22 protein-coding genes are annotated in these 17,137 nt (G+C 63.1%); 12 read left to right on the top strand and 10 right to left on the bottom strand.

Annotated features, from left to right (window positions below; translation table 11 throughout):
* Positions 1 to 129: 129 nt before the first annotated feature.
* Both P6U25_RS33620 and P6U25_RS33615 read right to left on the bottom strand, forming a co-directional pair.
* Positions 130 to 678, bottom strand: a complete 549-nt coding sequence (locus P6U25_RS33620; RefSeq protein ID WP_066515735.1) for a sigma-70 family RNA polymerase sigma factor — start codon at positions 676 to 678, stop codon at positions 130 to 132.
* Positions 678 to 881, bottom strand: a complete 204-nt coding sequence (locus tag P6U25_RS33615; RefSeq protein WP_280974221.1) for a NepR family anti-sigma factor — start codon at positions 879 to 881, stop codon at positions 678 to 680. The genes P6U25_RS33620 and P6U25_RS33615 overlap by 1 nt, the downstream gene beginning before the upstream one ends.
* A 283-nt stretch (positions 882 to 1,164) precedes the next feature.
* Between P6U25_RS33615 and P6U25_RS33610 the strand changes: the two genes are divergently transcribed.
* The 3 genes from P6U25_RS33610 to P6U25_RS33600 all read left to right on the top strand — a co-directional run bounded on the left by P6U25_RS33610 (position 1,165) and on the right by P6U25_RS33600 (position 3,220).
* Entirely contained in the window at positions 1,165 to 1,974 is an 810-nt protein-coding gene (locus P6U25_RS33610; RefSeq protein ID WP_280982628.1) for a response regulator, read from the top strand.
* A 145-nt stretch (positions 1,975 to 2,119) separates the two neighbouring features.
* Positions 2,120 to 3,001 carry a DMT family transporter gene (locus P6U25_RS33605; protein WP_407149023.1) on the top strand — a complete coding sequence of 294 codons (882 nt, stop codon included), beginning with the start codon at positions 2,120 to 2,122 and terminating at the stop codon, positions 2,999 to 3,001.
* Between the two features lie 78 nt (positions 3,002 to 3,079).
* Positions 3,080 to 3,220: a hypothetical protein gene (locus P6U25_RS33600; RefSeq protein WP_407149022.1), complete on the top strand. Its 141-nt coding sequence runs from the start codon at positions 3,080 to 3,082 to the stop codon at positions 3,218 to 3,220.
* Positions 3,221 to 3,257: 37 nt separating this feature from the next.
* Here P6U25_RS33600 and P6U25_RS33595 read toward each other — a convergent pair whose 3' ends face one another.
* A complete protein-coding gene (locus P6U25_RS33595; protein ID WP_407149021.1) occupies positions 3,258 to 3,506 on the bottom strand; it encodes a hypothetical protein in 249 nt (82 codons plus the stop codon).
* A 179-nt stretch (positions 3,507 to 3,685) separates the two neighbouring features.
* Here P6U25_RS33595 and P6U25_RS33590 point away from each other — a divergent pair, with 179 nt between their 5' ends.
* On the top strand, positions 3,686 to 3,862 hold the full coding sequence (locus tag P6U25_RS33590) for a hypothetical protein (protein WP_407149020.1): 177 nt from the start codon (positions 3,686 to 3,688) through the stop codon (positions 3,860 to 3,862).
* The gene (locus tag P6U25_RS33585) at positions 3,828 to 4,022 is read left to right on the top strand and encodes a hypothetical protein (protein WP_407149019.1); all 195 of its coding nucleotides are present in this window, start codon (positions 3,828 to 3,830) and stop codon (positions 4,020 to 4,022) included. Before P6U25_RS33590 ends, P6U25_RS33585 begins: the two co-directional genes overlap by 35 nt.
* Before the next feature lie 410 nt (positions 4,023 to 4,432).
* Here the strand turns inward: P6U25_RS33585 and P6U25_RS33580 are convergent, their stop codons facing one another.
* Complete coding sequence (locus P6U25_RS33580) at positions 4,433 to 4,693, bottom strand: hypothetical protein (protein WP_407149018.1); 261 nt, start codon at positions 4,691 to 4,693, stop codon at positions 4,433 to 4,435.
* Positions 4,694 to 4,909: 216 nt separating this feature from the next.
* Between P6U25_RS33580 and P6U25_RS33575 the strand changes: the two genes are divergently transcribed.
* The gene (locus P6U25_RS33575) at positions 4,910 to 5,134 is read left to right on the top strand and encodes a hypothetical protein (RefSeq protein ID WP_407149017.1); all 225 of its coding nucleotides are present in this window, start codon (positions 4,910 to 4,912) and stop codon (positions 5,132 to 5,134) included.
* Between the two features lie 381 nt (positions 5,135 to 5,515).
* Here P6U25_RS33575 and P6U25_RS33570 read toward each other — a convergent pair whose 3' ends face one another.
* Entirely contained in the window at positions 5,516 to 6,433 is a 918-nt protein-coding gene (locus P6U25_RS33570) for a dienelactone hydrolase family protein (protein ID WP_407149016.1), read from the bottom strand.
* A gap of 206 nt (positions 6,434 to 6,639) precedes the next feature.
* The gene (dapD, locus tag P6U25_RS33565; protein ID WP_407149015.1) at positions 6,640 to 7,611 is read right to left on the bottom strand and encodes a 2,3,4,5-tetrahydropyridine-2,6-dicarboxylate N-succinyltransferase; all 972 of its coding nucleotides are present in this window, start codon (positions 7,609 to 7,611) and stop codon (positions 6,640 to 6,642) included.
* A 481-nt stretch (positions 7,612 to 8,092) separates the two neighbouring features.
* On the opposite strand from dapD, the gene P6U25_RS33560 reads away from it, so the two are divergent.
* The 3 genes from P6U25_RS33560 (at position 8,093) to P6U25_RS33550 (ending at position 10,462) form a co-directional block, all read left to right on the top strand.
* Positions 8,093 to 8,773 carry a transglutaminase family protein gene (locus P6U25_RS33560; protein WP_407149014.1) on the top strand — a complete coding sequence of 227 codons (681 nt, stop codon included), beginning with the start codon at positions 8,093 to 8,095 and terminating at the stop codon, positions 8,771 to 8,773.
* A gap of 78 nt (positions 8,774 to 8,851) precedes the next feature.
* Entirely contained in the window at positions 8,852 to 9,778 is a 927-nt protein-coding gene (locus P6U25_RS33555) for a DMT family transporter (RefSeq protein WP_407149013.1), read from the top strand.
* 231 nt (positions 9,779 to 10,009) lie between these two features.
* The gene (locus P6U25_RS33550) at positions 10,010 to 10,462 is read left to right on the top strand and encodes a hypothetical protein (RefSeq protein ID WP_407149012.1); all 453 of its coding nucleotides are present in this window, start codon (positions 10,010 to 10,012) and stop codon (positions 10,460 to 10,462) included.
* Between the two features lie 193 nt (positions 10,463 to 10,655).
* Here P6U25_RS33550 and P6U25_RS33545 read toward each other — a convergent pair whose 3' ends face one another.
* The 3 genes from P6U25_RS33545 to P6U25_RS33535 form a co-directional block, all read right to left on the bottom strand.
* The gene (locus tag P6U25_RS33545) at positions 10,656 to 11,090 is read right to left on the bottom strand and encodes a hypothetical protein (RefSeq protein ID WP_407149011.1); all 435 of its coding nucleotides are present in this window, start codon (positions 11,088 to 11,090) and stop codon (positions 10,656 to 10,658) included.
* A 130-nt stretch (positions 11,091 to 11,220) separates the two neighbouring features.
* The gene (locus P6U25_RS33540; protein WP_407149010.1) at positions 11,221 to 11,592 is read right to left on the bottom strand and encodes a YqjD family protein; all 372 of its coding nucleotides are present in this window, start codon (positions 11,590 to 11,592) and stop codon (positions 11,221 to 11,223) included.
* 133 nt (positions 11,593 to 11,725) lie between these two features.
* Positions 11,726 to 12,838, bottom strand: coding sequence for an AI-2E family transporter (locus P6U25_RS33535; RefSeq protein WP_407149009.1), 1,113 nt, complete (start codon positions 12,836 to 12,838; stop codon positions 11,726 to 11,728).
* A gap of 229 nt (positions 12,839 to 13,067) precedes the next feature.
* On the opposite strand from P6U25_RS33535, the gene P6U25_RS33530 reads away from it, so the two are divergent.
* The 3 genes from P6U25_RS33530 (at position 13,068) to P6U25_RS33520 (ending at position 14,784) form a co-directional block, all read left to right on the top strand.
* Entirely contained in the window at positions 13,068 to 13,889 is an 822-nt protein-coding gene (locus P6U25_RS33530; RefSeq protein ID WP_407149008.1) for a L,D-transpeptidase, read from the top strand.
* Positions 13,890 to 13,896: 7 nt separating this feature from the next.
* Positions 13,897 to 14,529, top strand: a complete 633-nt coding sequence (locus P6U25_RS33525; RefSeq protein ID WP_407149007.1) for a DUF2865 domain-containing protein — start codon at positions 13,897 to 13,899, stop codon at positions 14,527 to 14,529.
* Positions 14,530 to 14,628: 99 nt separating this feature from the next.
* On the top strand, positions 14,629 to 14,784 hold the full coding sequence (locus P6U25_RS33520) for a Thivi_2564 family membrane protein (RefSeq protein WP_407149006.1): 156 nt from the start codon (positions 14,629 to 14,631) through the stop codon (positions 14,782 to 14,784).
* 152 nt (positions 14,785 to 14,936) lie between these two features.
* Here the strand turns inward: P6U25_RS33520 and P6U25_RS33515 are convergent, their stop codons facing one another.
* Positions 14,937 to 17,099: a malate synthase G gene (locus P6U25_RS33515; RefSeq protein WP_407149005.1), complete on the bottom strand. Its 2,163-nt coding sequence runs from the start codon at positions 17,097 to 17,099 to the stop codon at positions 14,937 to 14,939.
* Positions 17,100 to 17,137: the final 38 nt, after the last annotated feature.

Here is a 17,137-nt window from a genome sequence, read left to right as displayed (position 1 = left end):
TTCCCGGCTCCGTGATGGCTACGGCATATTCCCCTTGGTGCGGGTCGCTGAGCGAATTCCACCGCGCTTGCACCCCAAAAGAAAAGGCGGCCTGATCGGGCCGCCTTTCTGCTTCAGCGTGTCTCGTACCTAGCCGCCATTGCCGCCGATCACGGCGCGTACGGTGTTGTCGGGGCCGAAATCCTCGGCGCTGTCAACGTAGAGCAGGGCACTCAGCTTCGATCGCGCGCGGTTGACGCGGCTCTTGATGGTGCCGACGGCGCAGCCACAGATCGCCGCAGCGTCCTCGTAGGAGAAGCCGGAGGCGCCAACCAGGATCAACGCCTCGCGCTGGTCCTGCGGCAGCTTGTCGAGCGCGGCACGAAATTCCTCGAACTCCAGATGCGCGGCCTGCGACGGCTGGCTCTTCAGCGTCTTGGCATAGTTGCCCTCGGCGTCCTCCACCTCGCGCCTCCGCTTCCGGTAGTCGGAGCGAAACAGGTTGCGCAGGATGGTGAACAGCCACGCCGGCAGGTTCGAGCCCGGCTGGAACGAGTCGATGTTGGCGATCGCGCGCAGCAGCGTCTCCTGCACCAGATCGTCGGCGCGGTCGCCATTACCGGACAGCGAGATCGCGAACGCACGCAGACTCGGCACGGACGCCAGGATGTCGTCGCGGAGTTCATTCGTGAGAGGCATTAGTCCCCTCCATTGTTCTTGTCAGCGTCGCCCCCGGCAACCGCGGCCGCGGCAGCCTCCGGTCCGTCGAGTTTGCGGATCAACTCGGCAAAGCGGTCGGGCACTCCCTGTCGCACCACGTCGTCATACATGGCGCGAAGCTGGTGGCCGATTCTTGATTGAATCTCGGCGTTGAGACCGCCCTGCTTCTTTACTTCCTTCATGATCTGATCCACGTTTCCCCGAGAGTTAAGTCTCTGATTTCCAAGTCATTTCCTCGAACAGAGAGGTTGGCCGCGTCGCCTCGTCGGTTGGGAGCTAATGCAAAGTTGCGCAGAAAGTTCCGGGATGCTGGAACAATTTCGTGGAACTTTTTTGCCTTTCGCGCGTAGTCGGGCATGCAGGGGAACCGGGGTTGCCCTAGGAGCTTGATACGTCGCCGCTTAGTGCATCGGCGCAGGACAACGGATTTCAGGCCGCAGGGCTTAAGAACAGGATGGAGTGGGAATGTCCCGATCGCAGGTCGTTGCTGAACATCTTCCGTTGCTGCGCCGCTATGCTCGCGCGCTGACGGGAAACCAGGCGTCGGGAGACGCCTATGTGGGCGCCATGCTCGAGGCCCTGCTGCAGGATGGATCATTGCTGGATCAGACGCACGGCCCGCGCGCCGGTCTGTTCCGGCTGTTCACCCAGATCTGGAATTCGGTGTCGGTGAACAATGACAACGCCGACGTTGCGACGCTGTCGCTGCCGCCGGAGCGCAGGCTCTCCAACATCACGCCCTTGCCGCGCCAGGCCTTCCTGCTGCTGTCGCTGGAAGGCTTCTCGGAGGAAGAGGTGGGCTACATCCTCGGCACCGACATCGCCGAGACGCGCAAGCTCACCGATGCCGCCGGCCGCGAAATGGCCGCCGAGATCGCCACCGACGTGCTGATCATCGAGGATGAGACCTTCATCGCGATGGACCTCGAGAGCCTGGTGAAGAATCTCGGCCACAATGTCATCGGCGTCGCCCGCACCCATTCAGATGCGGTGGCGCTTGCCAAGAACAAGAAACCCGGCCTGATCCTCGCCGACATCCAGCTTGCCGACGGCTCGTCGGGCCTCGATGCGGTGAACGAACTGCTGCGCACTTTCGAGGTGCCGGTGGTGTTCATCACCGCCTATCCCGAGCGCTTCCTGACCGGCGAGCGGCCGGAGCCGGCATTCCTGATCTCGAAGCCATTCCAGCCGGCGATGGTCTCGGCGGTCGCGAGCCAGGCGCTGTTCTTCCAGCGCAACTCGCGCAACCGCACCGCGCGCGCAGCGTCGGCATGATGTCCTGAATTCAGATAGGCTGGCAGAACCTGGTACCGGCGCGCCGAAAGGTGCGCCGGTTTTTTTTCGTGGCCGCGGATTTTTCGCGACCCGACATCCGGCGCAAGCGGTGGAGCCTCGTGTGTCCGCCTGCTAAGCGCATGCCATGGATACGACGCGGCGCGATAGATCGATCGGCTTTCTCTGCCTGGTGGTGACGGCGTGCGGCTGGGCGCTGAATTGGCCGCTGATGAAGCTGTTGCTGCAGCAATGGCCGCCGCTGTTCGCGCGCGGGCTGGCCGGGACCTGCGCGGCGGCGATCCTTGGGCTGCTGGCGCTGGTCCGCGGGCAGTCGCTCGCCGTGCCGCGCGATGCGATTCCGCGGCTGCTGTTCGCCTCGTTCACCAACGTGTTCGCCTGGATGGGCTTCGGCACGATCGCGATGAAGTTCGTCACCGTCGGCGAGGGCGCGCTGCTGGCCTACACCATGCCGATCTGGGCGATGCTGTTCGCCTGGCCGGCCCTCCATATCCCGCCGACGCTGCGGGACCTTGCGGCGCTGGTGCTCGGCGTCGCCGGCGTCGTGCTGCTGCTGGGCGGAGGCGGCTTGGCCTTCACCGCAGGCAAGCTGACCGGCATCGCGCTCGCGCTCTCCTGCGCGATCCTGTTCGCGCTCGGCAACGTGCTGAACCGCAAGCCGCTGCCGATGCCGCCGCTCACCGTGGTCGCCTGGCAGGTCGGCATCGGTTGCCTCGTGATGCTGGTGCTGGGTGTGCTGTTCGAGCACCCGGACTACACGGCGATCACGCCGCTCGGCATCGGCTGCTTCGTCTATATGACGCTGATGCCGATGGGCATCTGCTACCTCACCTGGTTCGAGACGCTGCGCCGCCTGCCGCCGACCTCGGCGTCGACGGGCATGCTGCTGGTGCCCGTGATCGGCGTGGTCTCCGCCGCGATCATCCTGGGCGAACCCTTGGGCCTGCGCGAAATCGGCGCCATGGTGCTCACCCTCGGCGGCGTGACGCTGGCGCTGCAGCGGGCCTGATGCAGCGCCTCATCCTCTGACAGCGGAAACGGAACCGCCGTCGACCGCGCGCGTTCTTTGCAAGAGAGGAGCTTAGCCATGCGCAAGGCACTCGCGCAGCTAGATGAAGAGCAGAGGGCGCAGCTACTTTATATCGCGGACCTCGGCACGGCGACGTTTTCGTCGGCGCTCGTGGTCTGCATCCTGAAGGGGATCGTGGACCTCTTCAGCGGAGCTTGAGCCAGCGCCGCATCGTGCCCCGTGCACGGACGTGCCGTCAATCCTTCGCGGGCACGTCCGGCTCGCTGTGCGTGTGCCCTTCAGGCCCTCGATTGAATACCCCAAATTCGCTGGACTTCACCCCGACCGCGGCATCAACCGGGGGGCCGGCGAGGCCGAGCTTGAGCAGTTCACGCACCGCCGCAGCGCGGGTCGGCATCCGGTGCTTGAATCGGAAGTCGTCGATTGCCGTCAATTCCTCGGGTGAGAGCATGACCTGAAGACGCTCGGCGCGAAGCTCACTCATTGCAAGCCACCCAAACTTAGCCAATTGAGCAATTTGCTGAACAAACCAATTCGCGTCAGGTTCCTCAAGCCCCGACAAAAAAGTCAAATTAGTAAAATCATCAAGTGATATCAATGGCTTGCAGGTATTTTGAGCGGAACGAATCTGGTGTCTGGCTCTTTCTATGATGGAGAGAGGTCATGACGGACGAGATCAAGCTGCCCCGCAAATTATCCGATGAGCCTGCCGCGCCAGAGCCGCTGCGGCCGAGCCACGCGCGGGTCATCGAGCAATTGGACCGCTGGGCCAATAGTCCGGGTCTTCAACCGCCAAAGGTGGACGATGCAGAAGACGATTCGCAAACGGAAACGATCTGAGCCGCACACATTCGAGCAGCGTCTCCAGGAGCACAGGTTGCGGCTTGAGAGTGAACTGGCGCGGCTGCCCGCCGGTGCCGGTGCCAAACGTGAGCAGGTTATCGCCCGCATCGAGCAATTGCGGGCCGCGGCCGAACTGAATGCGATGCTGTCGCGATGATTGGCAAGAGCGCTGGCTCAGCAAACGCAGCGTTTGCGGCATTCAGCACATGCTGAAGCAATGAGACTTGAATCGGCGCGGGTGCCGGATGTCCTATCCCGCTCCTCTGCAAGCAGGCAGACGAAGGAAGCGGAGCGCCTTCATCAGTCCATTCCAATTTCATCCCGCTTTGTCAGACGCGTCTTCCGCGGCGCGAGCGACGGGCGTTCGCGCCGTAGCGCTCTTAAGCCGGCGCGAGGTTGGGTTGGAACGGCAGCGGGGTTCACTCTCCGTTGGGAGTGGTCGGCGCATTGCGCCGGATGAAGGCTTTCTTGCTAGAGCCGCGGCCCCTTTGCTGCGCGTATCACCCCTTTTCATCGCGAAGAGGTGAGCCGAGGCTGCGGCCAGACCGATTGGGTCTTGGCGCACCTTTAATCGGTCGGGCGGCGGCCGGCGCGCGCGTTCAATGGCTCGGCCGGCTTCCGCCGCAGTGCCTCGGGGAGGAACGCCTCGCTGCGCTTGGGCGATGCGTCGGCACGCACGTCGGCCGCCCATTGCTCACGTTCGTGCGAGGTCTGGTTGTCGTCGAATGTCCGCTTCACGTCGGTCCCATCGACTGGATCGTTAACGCCGTGCTGGCTCACCGAGGCGCCGGCGTGGGCGGCGCTGTGGATATCGCTGGGATCGTCCATGACGTGCTCCGCTTGCGGTTCTTGATATCTGGATTAACGTGGCCTGTTCGCGTGCCGTTCCAAAAATGTGAAGGGCTGGAGGCGTGATCCGTGGCCCGGAATCCTTGGCTCACGCAGGACCAGTCGGTAGTATGCAACCCGTTTGGGGCCCAAGACCGAAGCAAGACCGAAGCAAGTCCAAGGCAGCTCCAAAGAAAGACCAGGGAAAGACGGGGAATGAAGCATATCGACGTCGCAGTGATTGCTGCCACCTTGTGGCTGCTGGCGTCGATGGTGCTGGACATCCTGACGCCGAAATCCATCACCGCGCTCATGCTTGCAGGCGCGCTCGCCCCGCCATTCCTGATCGGGATCGGCATCCATTTCGCGCGCGAATATTTCAAGGCGAAGCGGCGCAGCTACCGGCCGCCGCCCCGATGGGACGAGCGCTTCAGGAACTAGAGTTCGGCCAGAGAGGCTGTTCACCTCTCCCCGACGGCGAGAGGTCGATCTGCCCAGCAATCGGGGCCGCGGCTCCAACGAGAGATCGTAACCCTCACCCGGCGCTACGCGCCGACCTCTCCCAACGGTGAGGTGAAGACTTCATCTCATCACCGTCAGAGCAAATGAATGCCGGTTCGCGTAAAGCAAACGGCTCAAAATTCGAGTCTAGAGTGCGATGAGATTGGGGCCTGTACTCGTTAATCGATTGGTCGACCGATGTCTGCTCACCGCCCAACAGAAGAGAAGAAGTGGAGATAGCCCGAACATCGCAGAAGGAGCCAGATCAGATCACCGCCAGTCCTTGAGAAACTGAAAATTGGCGCGCCGTCCGAATTGGCCTTATTTCGCTGCGTTCTTTGTATCGCTGGATTTAATGATCGTCAAAATCTGGTCCATGGTTTCTTTGTCGGCTTTTGGATTGTGCTCCATGCGCCAGCCATTTTCGACATACGTAGGTGTCCTATCCTCAAAGCCATGATGGACTCCTTTGAAAATAACCGTTTTGATCAAACCATTCTTTCCATCAATGGCCGCGCATAGCTTGGGATTGTTGGCCATGTCCTCGTCACCGGTGAAGATCGTGACCGGAACGGCAAAGTCGAATTTTTCCATTTCGTTGCAAGCCGGGGAAATAGCAAACGATCCAGCAAATTTGTGATCACGATGACCGGACGCTGCCATCCTTGTCGCAAGCATGATTGCGGTGGTGCCGCCATTGCTGCGTCCCATTACGAATACTCTGTCCGGGATAGCTCGATCGCTTTCGATAAGCCACGCCAGTGCAGAGTAGGCGTCCTCTACTCGCCGCCACCCCCAATGGTAATTAGGGGCGCCGCAGGTTCGTTTAACCTGGCGAGGACCAAAGCTATCAAGGATGAGCACGCCGACGCCTTCATCGAGTAGCTTTTTTCCTTTCTCTTTTGCCCAGTCGAGCACCGGTTTTGTCCAGCCGGTGCAGCCGTGCATCAGAATGACGACAGGGACTGGCCCCGTGATGCCGTCAGGATGAATATAGTCGCCTCTAAGATTGCCGGCTTTTTCTACTTTCTTCCCTTCCTCCGGAGCACCATTCATGAAGCGGAAGGTTCGGCCCGTTCGGCCTGCAGTATCCGGCTTCTTGGAATCAAACACCTCATCCGTGGTGTACGTAAAATTTTGCTTCCAAGGAATTGTGACTTCTGCGGCATGGGTCACTGAGCCACTCAGAGCGGCAATCGTTGCTGTGAGAACACATCGAAGAATTTCTCTAGTCGCCATGGGGCCGCCTCCTCCGATCCAAGTCGTATAGCAGGCGCCGCAAGGACTAGCGTCGCCCGCGGCGTCACCGGATTTCCACTCGGATCTTGGACCATCACGGTGTTGTCGTCATTTGATCGGTCCCCGAAATCGATGGAGGCGATTTCCAGGGGGCGACATCACTGACACGCTACAATTGTCACCGACGACTTCTTCGATTGAGCCGCCTAGCTGTGAAGTTGCGAGTTGAGGCCGTCCCAATTTGGTGTCCGTCTGGTTGCCTCGAGAGCGCCGCTCTGGGAATTGCGACGAAAAAGCAGGCCCTTCTGGCCCGAGAGCTCTTTAGCTTTCAGTATCCGGCCATCTTCCAAAAGGATGCGCGCGCCCGCCGTGACATAACAGCCCGCTTCGACGATGCAATCGTCACCCAATGAAATGCCGATACCGGCGTTGGCTCCGATCAGGCAGCGCTCACCAACTGTAATCCGCTCTTTCCCTCCTCCGGACAGAGTGCCCATGATCGACGCTCCGCCACCAACGTCGCTGCCGCTTCCCACAACCACGCCGGCGCTGATCCGGCCTTCGACCATGCAGGGACCAAGCGTACCCGCATTAAAATTGCAGAAGCCTTCGTGCATGACGGTTGTGCCCGGAGCCAAGTAGGCTCCGAGCCTCACGCGATCTGCATCTGCAATTCGCACGTCCGCAGGCGTCACATAATCAGTCATGCGCGGAAACTTATCCACGCCTGTCACCTCAAACGCGACGGCACGCTTTCGCGCGACGATTCGCGCTTCCGGTACACGAGAGCATTCACAGGGGCCAAGTGTCGTCCAGGCAACGTTGGGTAACAGGCTGAAAATTCCTTCAAGGTTCACGCAATTTGGCTGGACGAGCCGGTGGCTCAGTAGATGGAGTCGAAGATATGCGTCGTGTACATCGATGGGCGCAGATGCAAGGGAGTCAATTTCTGTACGAATGGAGACGATGTCGACATTGCGGATGTCGTCGTGTCGCGCATATCCGTCTGCCGACTCACCCAATGATCTGTTGATCTCGTCGCTCGTCAGCCGTACCGTTACCGCCTTGTCGGCCTCCACAACTAGGCGGAGCCGAAGAAACCAGGAATCTAACACGCGACCATCAGCGGCAATCGTCGCAAATCCCTCGCCTCTCGCGCCCCTCAGCTCCATCGCCATTTGATTTTCTCGCCCTACGATCCTGCACGTAGTGCATACGCGAGTTCTCGTAGAAATGGCAACTTCTGGACTCTCAAACGCGTCCGCTTTGGGTCATGCGGCGACATGCTTGGTCCGGCGCCGCGCGCCTGTTTTACCGCCGAAGGCGGACAAGCCGGATTTATGAATCCACCCCATGGGTGGAATTGGCACCACGCTCCCTCTCCCGCTTGCGAGGAGGCTGGGCTGGGGGGCGGCGACCCCAACGGCGAGCTTCGCTCGTCTCGGCCCCGGAAGCCGGAGAGGTGAAGCAAGCCTGCGGACCAGCCGACTCGACCAAAACTCATCTCGCCCTCGAGCCCCGTTCCGGAACAGGCTAGGCTCTGGCAGGGCAGGCGTGCGCTTGTTGCATTGAACTGCGGCAAGGGGGCTTGCTATAGCGTTGCCAAGCGAGGTGAAAACCGCTCGCACGAGGACAACGCAACGGCGAAGGGTACGCGGCATGGCCGACACACTCCCCGATACGATCAGCCGCCTCTACACCGTAGCAGGCGAATATATCGACAGCGATCATCCCGCCGTCGAGCAATTCGCCCGCGCCGCGGTCCCTGCCGGTGCAAGCGCCCGCGACAAGGCGAGCCTGCTGTACAAGGCGGTGCGCGACGGCATCCGCTACAATCCCTATGTCAGCATGCGCACGCCCGAGAGTTACCGGGCGTCCAGCGTCCTCGCCGCCGGTCACGGCTACTGCGTCGGCAAGGCGGCGCTCTACGCCGCCACCTGCCGTGTCCACGGCATTCCGGCCCGTGTCGGGTTCGCCGACGTCCGCAACCATCTCAGCACCGAGAAGCTGCGCCAGAGCATGGGAACCGACCTCTTCACCTGGCACGGCTTCACCGAGGTGTTCGTCGACGGCGCCTGGCGCAAGGCGACGCCGACCTTCAACGACACGCTGTGCGCCAAGCTCGGCGTCAAGCCGCTCGATTTCGACGGCCACTCCGATGCGCTGCTGCATCCGTTCGACGGCGCCGGGCGCGCCTACATGCAATATGTCAACGACCACGGCACCTATCACGACATCCCGGCGAAATTCCTGATGCGCGAGATGGCGCGCGAATACGCCAACATGCATGGCGAGGACCTCTCCGGCCGCGACATGGAGCGCGAGGCGGCGGAGCAGTAGCGGATGATCGTCGCCGTGGGCGCCTGCGCTGACGCAAACCGGCCTCATCGATTGCGCGCCGGCTGAGGGAGCGGTGTCATGGATGCGGAGTTGCCGAAAGCATCGGTGAGCCGTCCGGCCACGGGCTGGCAGGATGCGGTCGCGCTGACCGGCTTCATCCTGGTTGCGGCCGGGCAGGCCTCCAATCAGGTTCTGGCGCGGGGCCTTGCCGGCTCGGTGCCGCCATTTTCGCTGGCGTTCTTCCGCTGGAGCATCATCGCCATCGGGCTGGCGCCCTTTGCGGTCGCGGCGATCCGGGACGGAAAAATCCCGTTGGCGCAGAACCTCTGGCCGATCCTCGCCGCGGGGTTCCTCGGCATGTTCCTGTGCGGCGGCCCGGTCTACATCGCGGGCATCACGACGACCGCGATCCATATCGCGCTGATTTTCGCGCTGTCGCCGATCATGGTGCTGCTGATCTCGGCAGCGCTCGGCATCGACCATATCGGCCCGCTGCAGTGGCTTGGAACGGCGCTCGCGCTCGCGGGCGCGCTTCTGATCGTCTCGGGCGGCCATCTGGCAACCCTGACGCAATCGAGCGCGGCATGGGGTGATCTGCTGGTGGTGTTCGCGATGCTCGGCTGGTCGGGCTACACGCTGGTGCAATCGCGCGTCGCGCCGCAGGCCTCGCTGCTGGCGCGGGTCAGCCTGTTCGCGGCGGCGGGCGCGCTGTTCTCGTTGCCGCCCGCGCTGCGCGAGATCTGGATCGAGCCGGTACAGGTCTTCAACGCCAGGGCGGCCGAGGCCTATGTCTTCGCCGGCCTCGTGCCCGGCCTGCTTGCCTATGCGGGGTTCGCCTGGCTCGGCGGCAAGTTCGGCTCGGTACGGACGTCACTGGTGCTCTACGTCGCGCCGATCGCAAGCGCGATCCTGTCATGGATCATCCTCGGCGAGCCGCCGACCATGCTCCACCTGGTCGGAGGCGTGCTGATCCTCGGCGGCGTCTGGGCGAGCTTGCGAAAGTAACCACGGCGCGCACAGCGGCCGGCTCAACGCTTCAGGGCGGTGCAGACAAAAGCAGGGCGCGACCGGCATCACCACGATCGCGCCCTACGTCGCCGGTCAATGGGGCAGGGGGAATAACCGGCTGCCGTAACGACTCGGAAACCCCCAGAGTCGTTCCTCGCGAGTCAAAAAATTTTTGTACACGGTTAAGTGATTGCGGAGGGCCAGAACTCCACAGCTTTTGTTCGCGTTGTGTCCGGGATCGCCAAGGGAATTTTAAAGCCAATTTTTCACGGGGCGAAGGACATCACCATGTCACAGATTCAAAAGGGAATTTTCGGCGCGCTCGCTGTCGGCCTGACGCTTGGAGCCGTTCAGCTCGCGTCCGGCCATGATTTGATCGGCGGTCAGCAGGTCACCACCACCCCGGCGCCCGAGAGCGCCGTCAATCGCACCACCAAAGCCGACCGTGTCGCGGCGCCGGTGGTCGGCGCGAAAACCAAGACCGTCGCGTTGAAGTTCGACGGGCTTCCAGCCACCTCCGTCCTGGTCCTCGTCCCCGTGATCAAGGAAGAGGCGCGCAACCGTCCTGCGGGGCCCGGACCGGCACGTCCGGGCGAAGCCCGCAAGATCGCCTGCGAGCCCGTCGTCAGCGTGCTGACCGATGTGGCCAAACTGCTGCAACCCGGCCGCTGCGTGACCTGAGCCCGGTTGCGCCGCAAGTTTTCTCGCTGGTAACGGTGACAACCAAGCCCAATCTCGCCGGGGCGAGCACGTATCAGCCGTATTTCATCGCGCAGGGAAAGCCGGGATTGTTCCGGTTTCACCTGTGGTCTTACCCCGGTGCTTTTTTGTTGTACCAGCCCATGGGTGCGATCGGCCTGGGCTGCGCGGGCCGCTACTCCTTCGCTTGTTTGCTGTTGCCCTCCGCGCGGCTCGCCATCAGGCCGAGCGCGAGGCCGGCGATCGCCAGGATCGGGATCAGTCGCTTGGCGCCGATCGCGCGGACGATCTGCAAGCCGGTGGCGATCACCACTGGATCGGTGAATGCATTGGCCGCCGCGGCCTTGGCCATTTTTTCGGCATGCCGTTTCATCTCGCGCTTGCGCATCGTGTAGGCGACGGCGGTGATCACCGTGATGACGAAGAACAGCGCGGCACCCGCAAGGCACGCCTCCACCGGGCCGTAGCGTTGCAGCACGAACACGAAGGCGGCCGCGCACAGGAAGACGATGGCGATGAACAGCGCGACGGCCACGGCCCCGGCGAGCGAGGTCAACCGCAGGGCGTTCCCGGCGGATTGTTTGGCGTCATCGATCAGCCGTTGAAGCATTGCGATGCCTCGCCCGGTAAAGTGCTTCGACAAACGAGGTGGCGACGCGCCAGCGCCGCCACCTCGCCAAGAGACGTGATTTGCGCATGACGGCCACCGCTCGCTTCACTCGCTGAAAGCCATTGGACGCCTACCGGCGCCAGGTGACGCCGATCAGAAAGCCGAGGCCGAGCGCGAGCCCGACGGTCGCCAGCGGACGCTGCGTGATCACCTCCTCCAGCGTGTCCTCGATCGAGGAGGCCGCATCCTGGGCCGCGCCCATCATCGCGCTGCCACGCTCCGACATGTCGTCGAGCGCCGATTCCGCGTTGGCGCGTGCCTCGGTATAGCGGCGACGGGCCTGCTTGCCGGCATTGCCGGCAAAGGAATTGAGCGCGTCGGTGATCTGTTGGGTGAGGGCGGCAATATCGTTCTTCACGGCGATGACATCTTGCTCGAGACGTTCGTAGGTCGCTTTGTCCGTCATGTTCTTGATCCCAAATGCGCTGGACGTGCCCGACATCGAAAGCACTGCGGGAGAGCCTGGCGTTGAAAAAACGCCCCGTGGTTGGCAAAGTTCCCGCGGTGAAACCGCACATTCTCGCCTAACGGGTTTTCTTCACGCGAGCCGCTGCCCGCTTCGCTTGAATACGCTTCTAGCCTTCCGGTAACTGCGACGAACTGACCGGCATCAAATGCTCTTTCACGATCAGCCCGACGATCAAAAGCGGCGACGACAGGAAGGCGCCCATCGGACCCCATAGCCAAGTCCAGAACGCCAGCGCGAGGAAGACCGCGAGCGCATTCAACGACAGCCGGCGGCCGACGATTGTCGGGGTGACGAAATGTCCTTCCAGGAAGGTCACGACGGTGAAGCAGGCCGGCGCGATCAGTCCGGCACCAATGCTCGGCAAAGCGATGACACCGACCGTGACCAGCACCACGAACGTCGCGACCGGTCCGATGATCGGGATGAAGTTCAGCGTCGCGGCGAGCGCGCCGAGACCTGCCGGACGGGGCAAACCGGTCATTGCGCAGATCGCCCCGGTGACGATGCCGACTCCGGTATTGATCATGGTCACGGTCAGCAGGTAGTTGCCGAGATGCGTCTCGACCTCGTTCAGGATCCGTAGCGCGCGCAGCCGCGCCTGCCGTTCGCGGAAGGTCATGACCAGCGCGCGACGCAGATCCTTCCAGCTCGCGATGAACAGGATCAGGGTCGCGATGAACAACAGGAATTCGGTGAAGGTCGGTGACAGGAATTCCAGCGTCGGCTGCACCCATTCGAACTTCGGTGGCTGGAAGGCGGGGAGCGTCTCGGAGCCGCCGATCATGCTCTGCAGCTCCTGCCACAGCGCAAGCGGGCGGTCGAACACGTGCAGCTTCTGCTTCAGGATCGCACCGAGCTCGGGTAGGCGCGAACTCCACTCGACGATCGGCGAGGAGATCAACCCGACCAGGACGGCGACCGCCGCGGCGCACGCGATCACGATCAGCACCGCACCAAGCGGACGCGGGATCCGATAGCGTTCGAGGAAGCTCGCCGCCGGCGACAACATGGTGCCGATGACGAACGCCATGGTGATCGGCAGGAAGAATGCGCGTGCCAGGTCGAGCACCGTAACGACGGCGATCACGAGAAGCGCGACCAGCGCGAAGGCCACGATCTCAGTGCGGCGGATCACCGGCGGCAGTTCGGACTTGCGGTCGGGGACCGGGGCGCCCTCCGGGGTGTCGGCGAGGAAACGTTCACTTGGAAGGACGCGCACAGCCCTCTCCTGCGCGGGCACGAAGGTATCTGCGCCGCGAAGTCGTCCCGCGCGTCGAAATTGTTCAAAAGACAACCGCGTGCTTCGATAAAGGTTCCATCGCGGAATCGTGAGGCCGCGTGGGTTGACAGTCGCGGCCTTGAGATGATTCGCGACGGAACCGCGGGGTGGCTGCGTGCGTTTGTCCCGCATCGCATCACTACGATGCGCATCCCTTCAGGGGCAGCACATGACACAGCAGTCTTTCGTCAGCCGCCGGCTTTCGTCGCGCGCCACGCGCACCTCTGTCCGCACTCTTGCCCTCGCCGGCGTCCTGTTCGTGACGTCATTGATCGCCACCAGCCCGGCCAATGCGCAGGCCAACACCCGGGCGTTTGGCTATGCGTCGACCGAGCCCGACGCGTTTCCGACCGACGGGGTGTTGAACGATCCCGCGACCGGGGACGGTGCTCTGCCGGCGCGTCTGCGCCGCACCACCGTCGCGCTCAACACGACCGAAGCGCCGGGTACTATTATCATCGATACCGGCAACACCGCGCTCTATTACGTGCTCGGCGGCGGCCGCGCGATCCGCTACGGCGTCGGCGTCGGCCGCGAGGGCTTCACCTGGGCCGGAGTGCAGAGCATCAGCCGCAAGGCGGAGTGGCCGGACTGGCATCCACCGGCCCAGATGATCAAGCGCCAGCCCTATCTGCCGCGCTTCATGGCGGGCGGTCCGGGCAATCCCCTCGGCGCGCGGGCGATGTATCTCGGCGCGAGCGAATATCGCATTCACGGCACCAACGATCCGTCGACGATCGGCAAGTTCGTGTCGTCGGGCTGCATCCGACTGACCAATGAGGACGTCACCGACCTGTTCAACCGCGTCAATGTCGGGACCAAGGTTGTGGTGCTGCCAAAGAACGGGCCGCACATCGCCGCACGTGAGCTCGGCCCGACGACGACGGAAATCTCGGTCCGTCCGGGCCCGATGTCGCCGCGCCCCGCGGTGGTGACACAGCGCGCGGGCCGGCAGGCGATGAACATCCCGCTCTCCTCCACGCTGTACTGAGGATTGCATGGTGAAACGGAATGCCAGGCGGTGGGGGCTCGGGACGGCCGTGTTATTCGGCCTCGCGCTTGCTCCCGCCGCGCGGGCCCAGGATTTCTTCTCGGCGCTGTTCGGCAGCCTGATGCGGGGACATCAGCCGGTCATTCAGATGCCGTTCGACGACGGACTCACGCCTGTCGTGCCGCGGGTCGAGCGTCCCCGCTATAGCGGTGGCCAGGCCTATTGCGTGCGGACCTGCGACGGCCGCTACTTCCCGATCTCGGCCTCGGGGAAAGAGAGCAAGGCGGAGATCTGCAGCAGCTTCTGTCCGGCGAGCGGGACCAAGGTCGTCTACGGTAGCGGCATCGACAATGCCGCCACCCAAAACGGACAGCCCTATTCAGAACTGCCGAACGCGTTCCGCTATCGCGACGAGATCGTCGCGGGCTGCACCTGCAACGGCAAGGATTCCGTCGGGCTGGCCGCGATCAAGGTCGAGGACGATCCGACCCTGCGCAAGGGCGACATCGTCGCCGGCAAGGATGGGCTGATGTCGGTCGCCCGCGGTGCAGACCGGCGCGGTGCGCAACTCGCCTTCACCCCGGTGCCGGAGCGCATCCGCGCCAGGTATGGGCATCCGCCTGTGATGGCGCGGCAGTAGTCCGCGGTCAGTTGTCCGGATGATGTCAGGGTCGGAACTGGCCCCGGATGTCGCACGTTGGGGACGGCTACCTTTCACCGACGTCTTCAGGGAGCCTGCATGCTGGTCAGCGTACTCGTCACATTCCTTGTCGTCATTCTCGTTCTTTATCTCATCAACATGCTGCCACTCGACGGCCGCGCCAGACAGATCGCCCGCGTGGTCGTTATCATCATCGGCATCGTCTCGCTGCTGAAGTATCTCGCGGTGTTTTAGTTTCGTCATCGCGAGGAGCGAAGCGATCCATCTATCCGTTATGCCGAAGCATGGATTGCTTCGCTTCGCTCGCAATGACGCGGATGCCGCATTCCAACAAAAAGCCCCGGCTTCACGCCGGGGCTTGCGCTGGTTAACCGAGGTCGCGCGGATCAGCCCGCGGCCTTCGCCTCGCGGCGGCGCGCGGTGAGGATGTACTCGGTGTAGCCGTTCGGCTGCTCGCGGCCCTTGAAGACGAGGTCGCAGGCGGCCTTGAAGGCGACGCCGTCGAACGAGGGCGCCATCGGCCGGTAGAGCGGATCGCTGGCATTCTGCTTGTCGACGACGACGGCCATGCGCCTCAAGGACTCCATCACCTGGTCCTTGGTGACGACGCCCTGATGCAGCCAATTGGCCAGATGCTGGCTCGAGATGCGCAGCGTGGCGCGGTCTTCCATCAGGCCGACATCGTGGATGTCCGGCACCTTGGAGCAGCCGACGCCCTGATCGATCCAGCGCACGACGTAGCCGAGGATGCCCTGGCAGTTGTTGTCGATCTCCTGCTTCACGTCGTCGGGCGCCCAGTTCGACTGCGACACCGGGATGGTGAGGATGTCGGAGAGCTTGGCGCGCTGGCCGCCCTTGGCGAGCTCCCGCTGGCGGGCGAGCACGTTGACCTGATGGTAGTGCAGCGCATGCAGTGTCGCTGCGGTCGGCGACGGCACCCAGGCGGTGGTGGCGCCGGCCTGCGGATGGCCGAGCTTCTGTGCCAGCATGTCCGCCATCTTGTCGGGCGCGGCCCACATGCCCTTGCCGATCTGGGCGTGGCCGGGCAAGCCGTCGATCAGGCCGATGTCGACGTTCCAGTCCTCATAGGCCTTGATCCAGGGCTGCGCCTTCATGTCGTTCTTGCGGATCATCGGACCCGCTTCCATCGAGGTATGGATCTCGTCGCCGGTGCGGTCGAGGAAGCCGGTGTTGATGAACATGATGCGCTTGGAGGCCCGCTGAATGCACGCCTTGAGATTGACCGTGGTGCGGCGCTCCTCGTCCATGATGCCGACCTTGAGCGTGTTCTCCGGCAATCCGAGCATTTTCTCGACTTCGGCGAACAGGTCGCAGGTGAGCTGCACCTCGTCCGGCCCGTGCATCTTCGGCTTGACAATGTAGGCCGACCCGGTGCGGCTGTTCTTGATCTTCGAATGGCCCTTGAGGTCGTGGATCGCGAGCAGGCCGGCGACCGCCGCGTCCAGGATGCCCTCCGGGATTTCCTCGCCCTTGGCGTCGAGCACGGCGTCGGTGAACATGTGGTGGCCGACATTGCGCATCAGGAGCAGGCTGCGGCCGTGCAGCTTCAGTTCGCCGCCCGTGGGCGTCTTGTAGATGCGGTCGGCATTGAGCGAGCGGCTCATGGTCTTGCCGCCCTTCTCGAAATCTGCCGACAGCGTGCCGTTCATCAGGCCGAGCGTGTTGCGATAAACCAGCACCTTGTCCTCGGCATCGACGGCGGCGACCGAGTCCTCCATGTCGAGGATGGTGGAGACGGCAGCCTCCATGATCATGTCGGCGACGCCGGCCGGATCGTCCTTGCCGATCGGATTGTTGCGGTCGATCTTGATCTCAATATGCAAGCCGTTGTTGACCAGCAGGATCGCAGACGGCTGGGCCGTGTCGCCCTGATAGCCGGCGAACTGCGCGCCGTTCTTCAATGCGCTGGCGTTACCGCTCTTCAGCTTGGCGGAGAGCTGCCCGGAGACGACGGCATAGGAGGTGACATCGCTGTGGCTTCCGCTCGCAAGCGGAGCGGCGGCATCGAGAAAGGACTTGGCCTTGGCGATCACCTTGTCGCCGCGTGCCTTGTTGTAGCCCTTGCCGGTCTCGCTCGGATCATGCGGGATCGCATCGGTGCCGTAGAAGGCGTCGTAGAGCGAGCCCCAGCGCGCGTTCGCGGCGTTCAGCGCATAGCGGGCATTGGTCAGCGGCACCACGAGCTGCGGGCCGCAGATTTTGCCGATCTCCTCGTCGACATTGGCGGTCTCGACCTTGTGGGTCGCGGGCTCGGGCAGCAGATAGCCGATCTCCCTGAGGAACGCGGTGTAGGCGTTGATGTCGAACGCCTTGCCCTTGTGGGCGCGATGCCAGTCATCGACCTTGGCCTGCAGCGTGTCGCGGACAGCGAGCAGTTCGCGGTTCCGCGGCCCGAGCTTCTGGATGATGGCGGACAGTCCGGCCCAGAACGCATCGGGCGCGATCCCGGTTTTGGGTGTCGCCTCCTTGGCGATGAAATCGAACAGGACAGGGGCGATCTTCAGTCCGTGGGCGTCGACACGAGTCATGATGGGCTTTCTCAAGAGAACCGGGCGTTTCGAGGCTG

The organism is Bradyrhizobium sp. ORS 86 (assembly GCF_045571475.1).
Lineage (GTDB): Bacteria > Pseudomonadota > Alphaproteobacteria > Rhizobiales > Xanthobacteraceae > Bradyrhizobium.
This window is presented reverse-complemented; position numbering and strand designations above follow the sequence as displayed.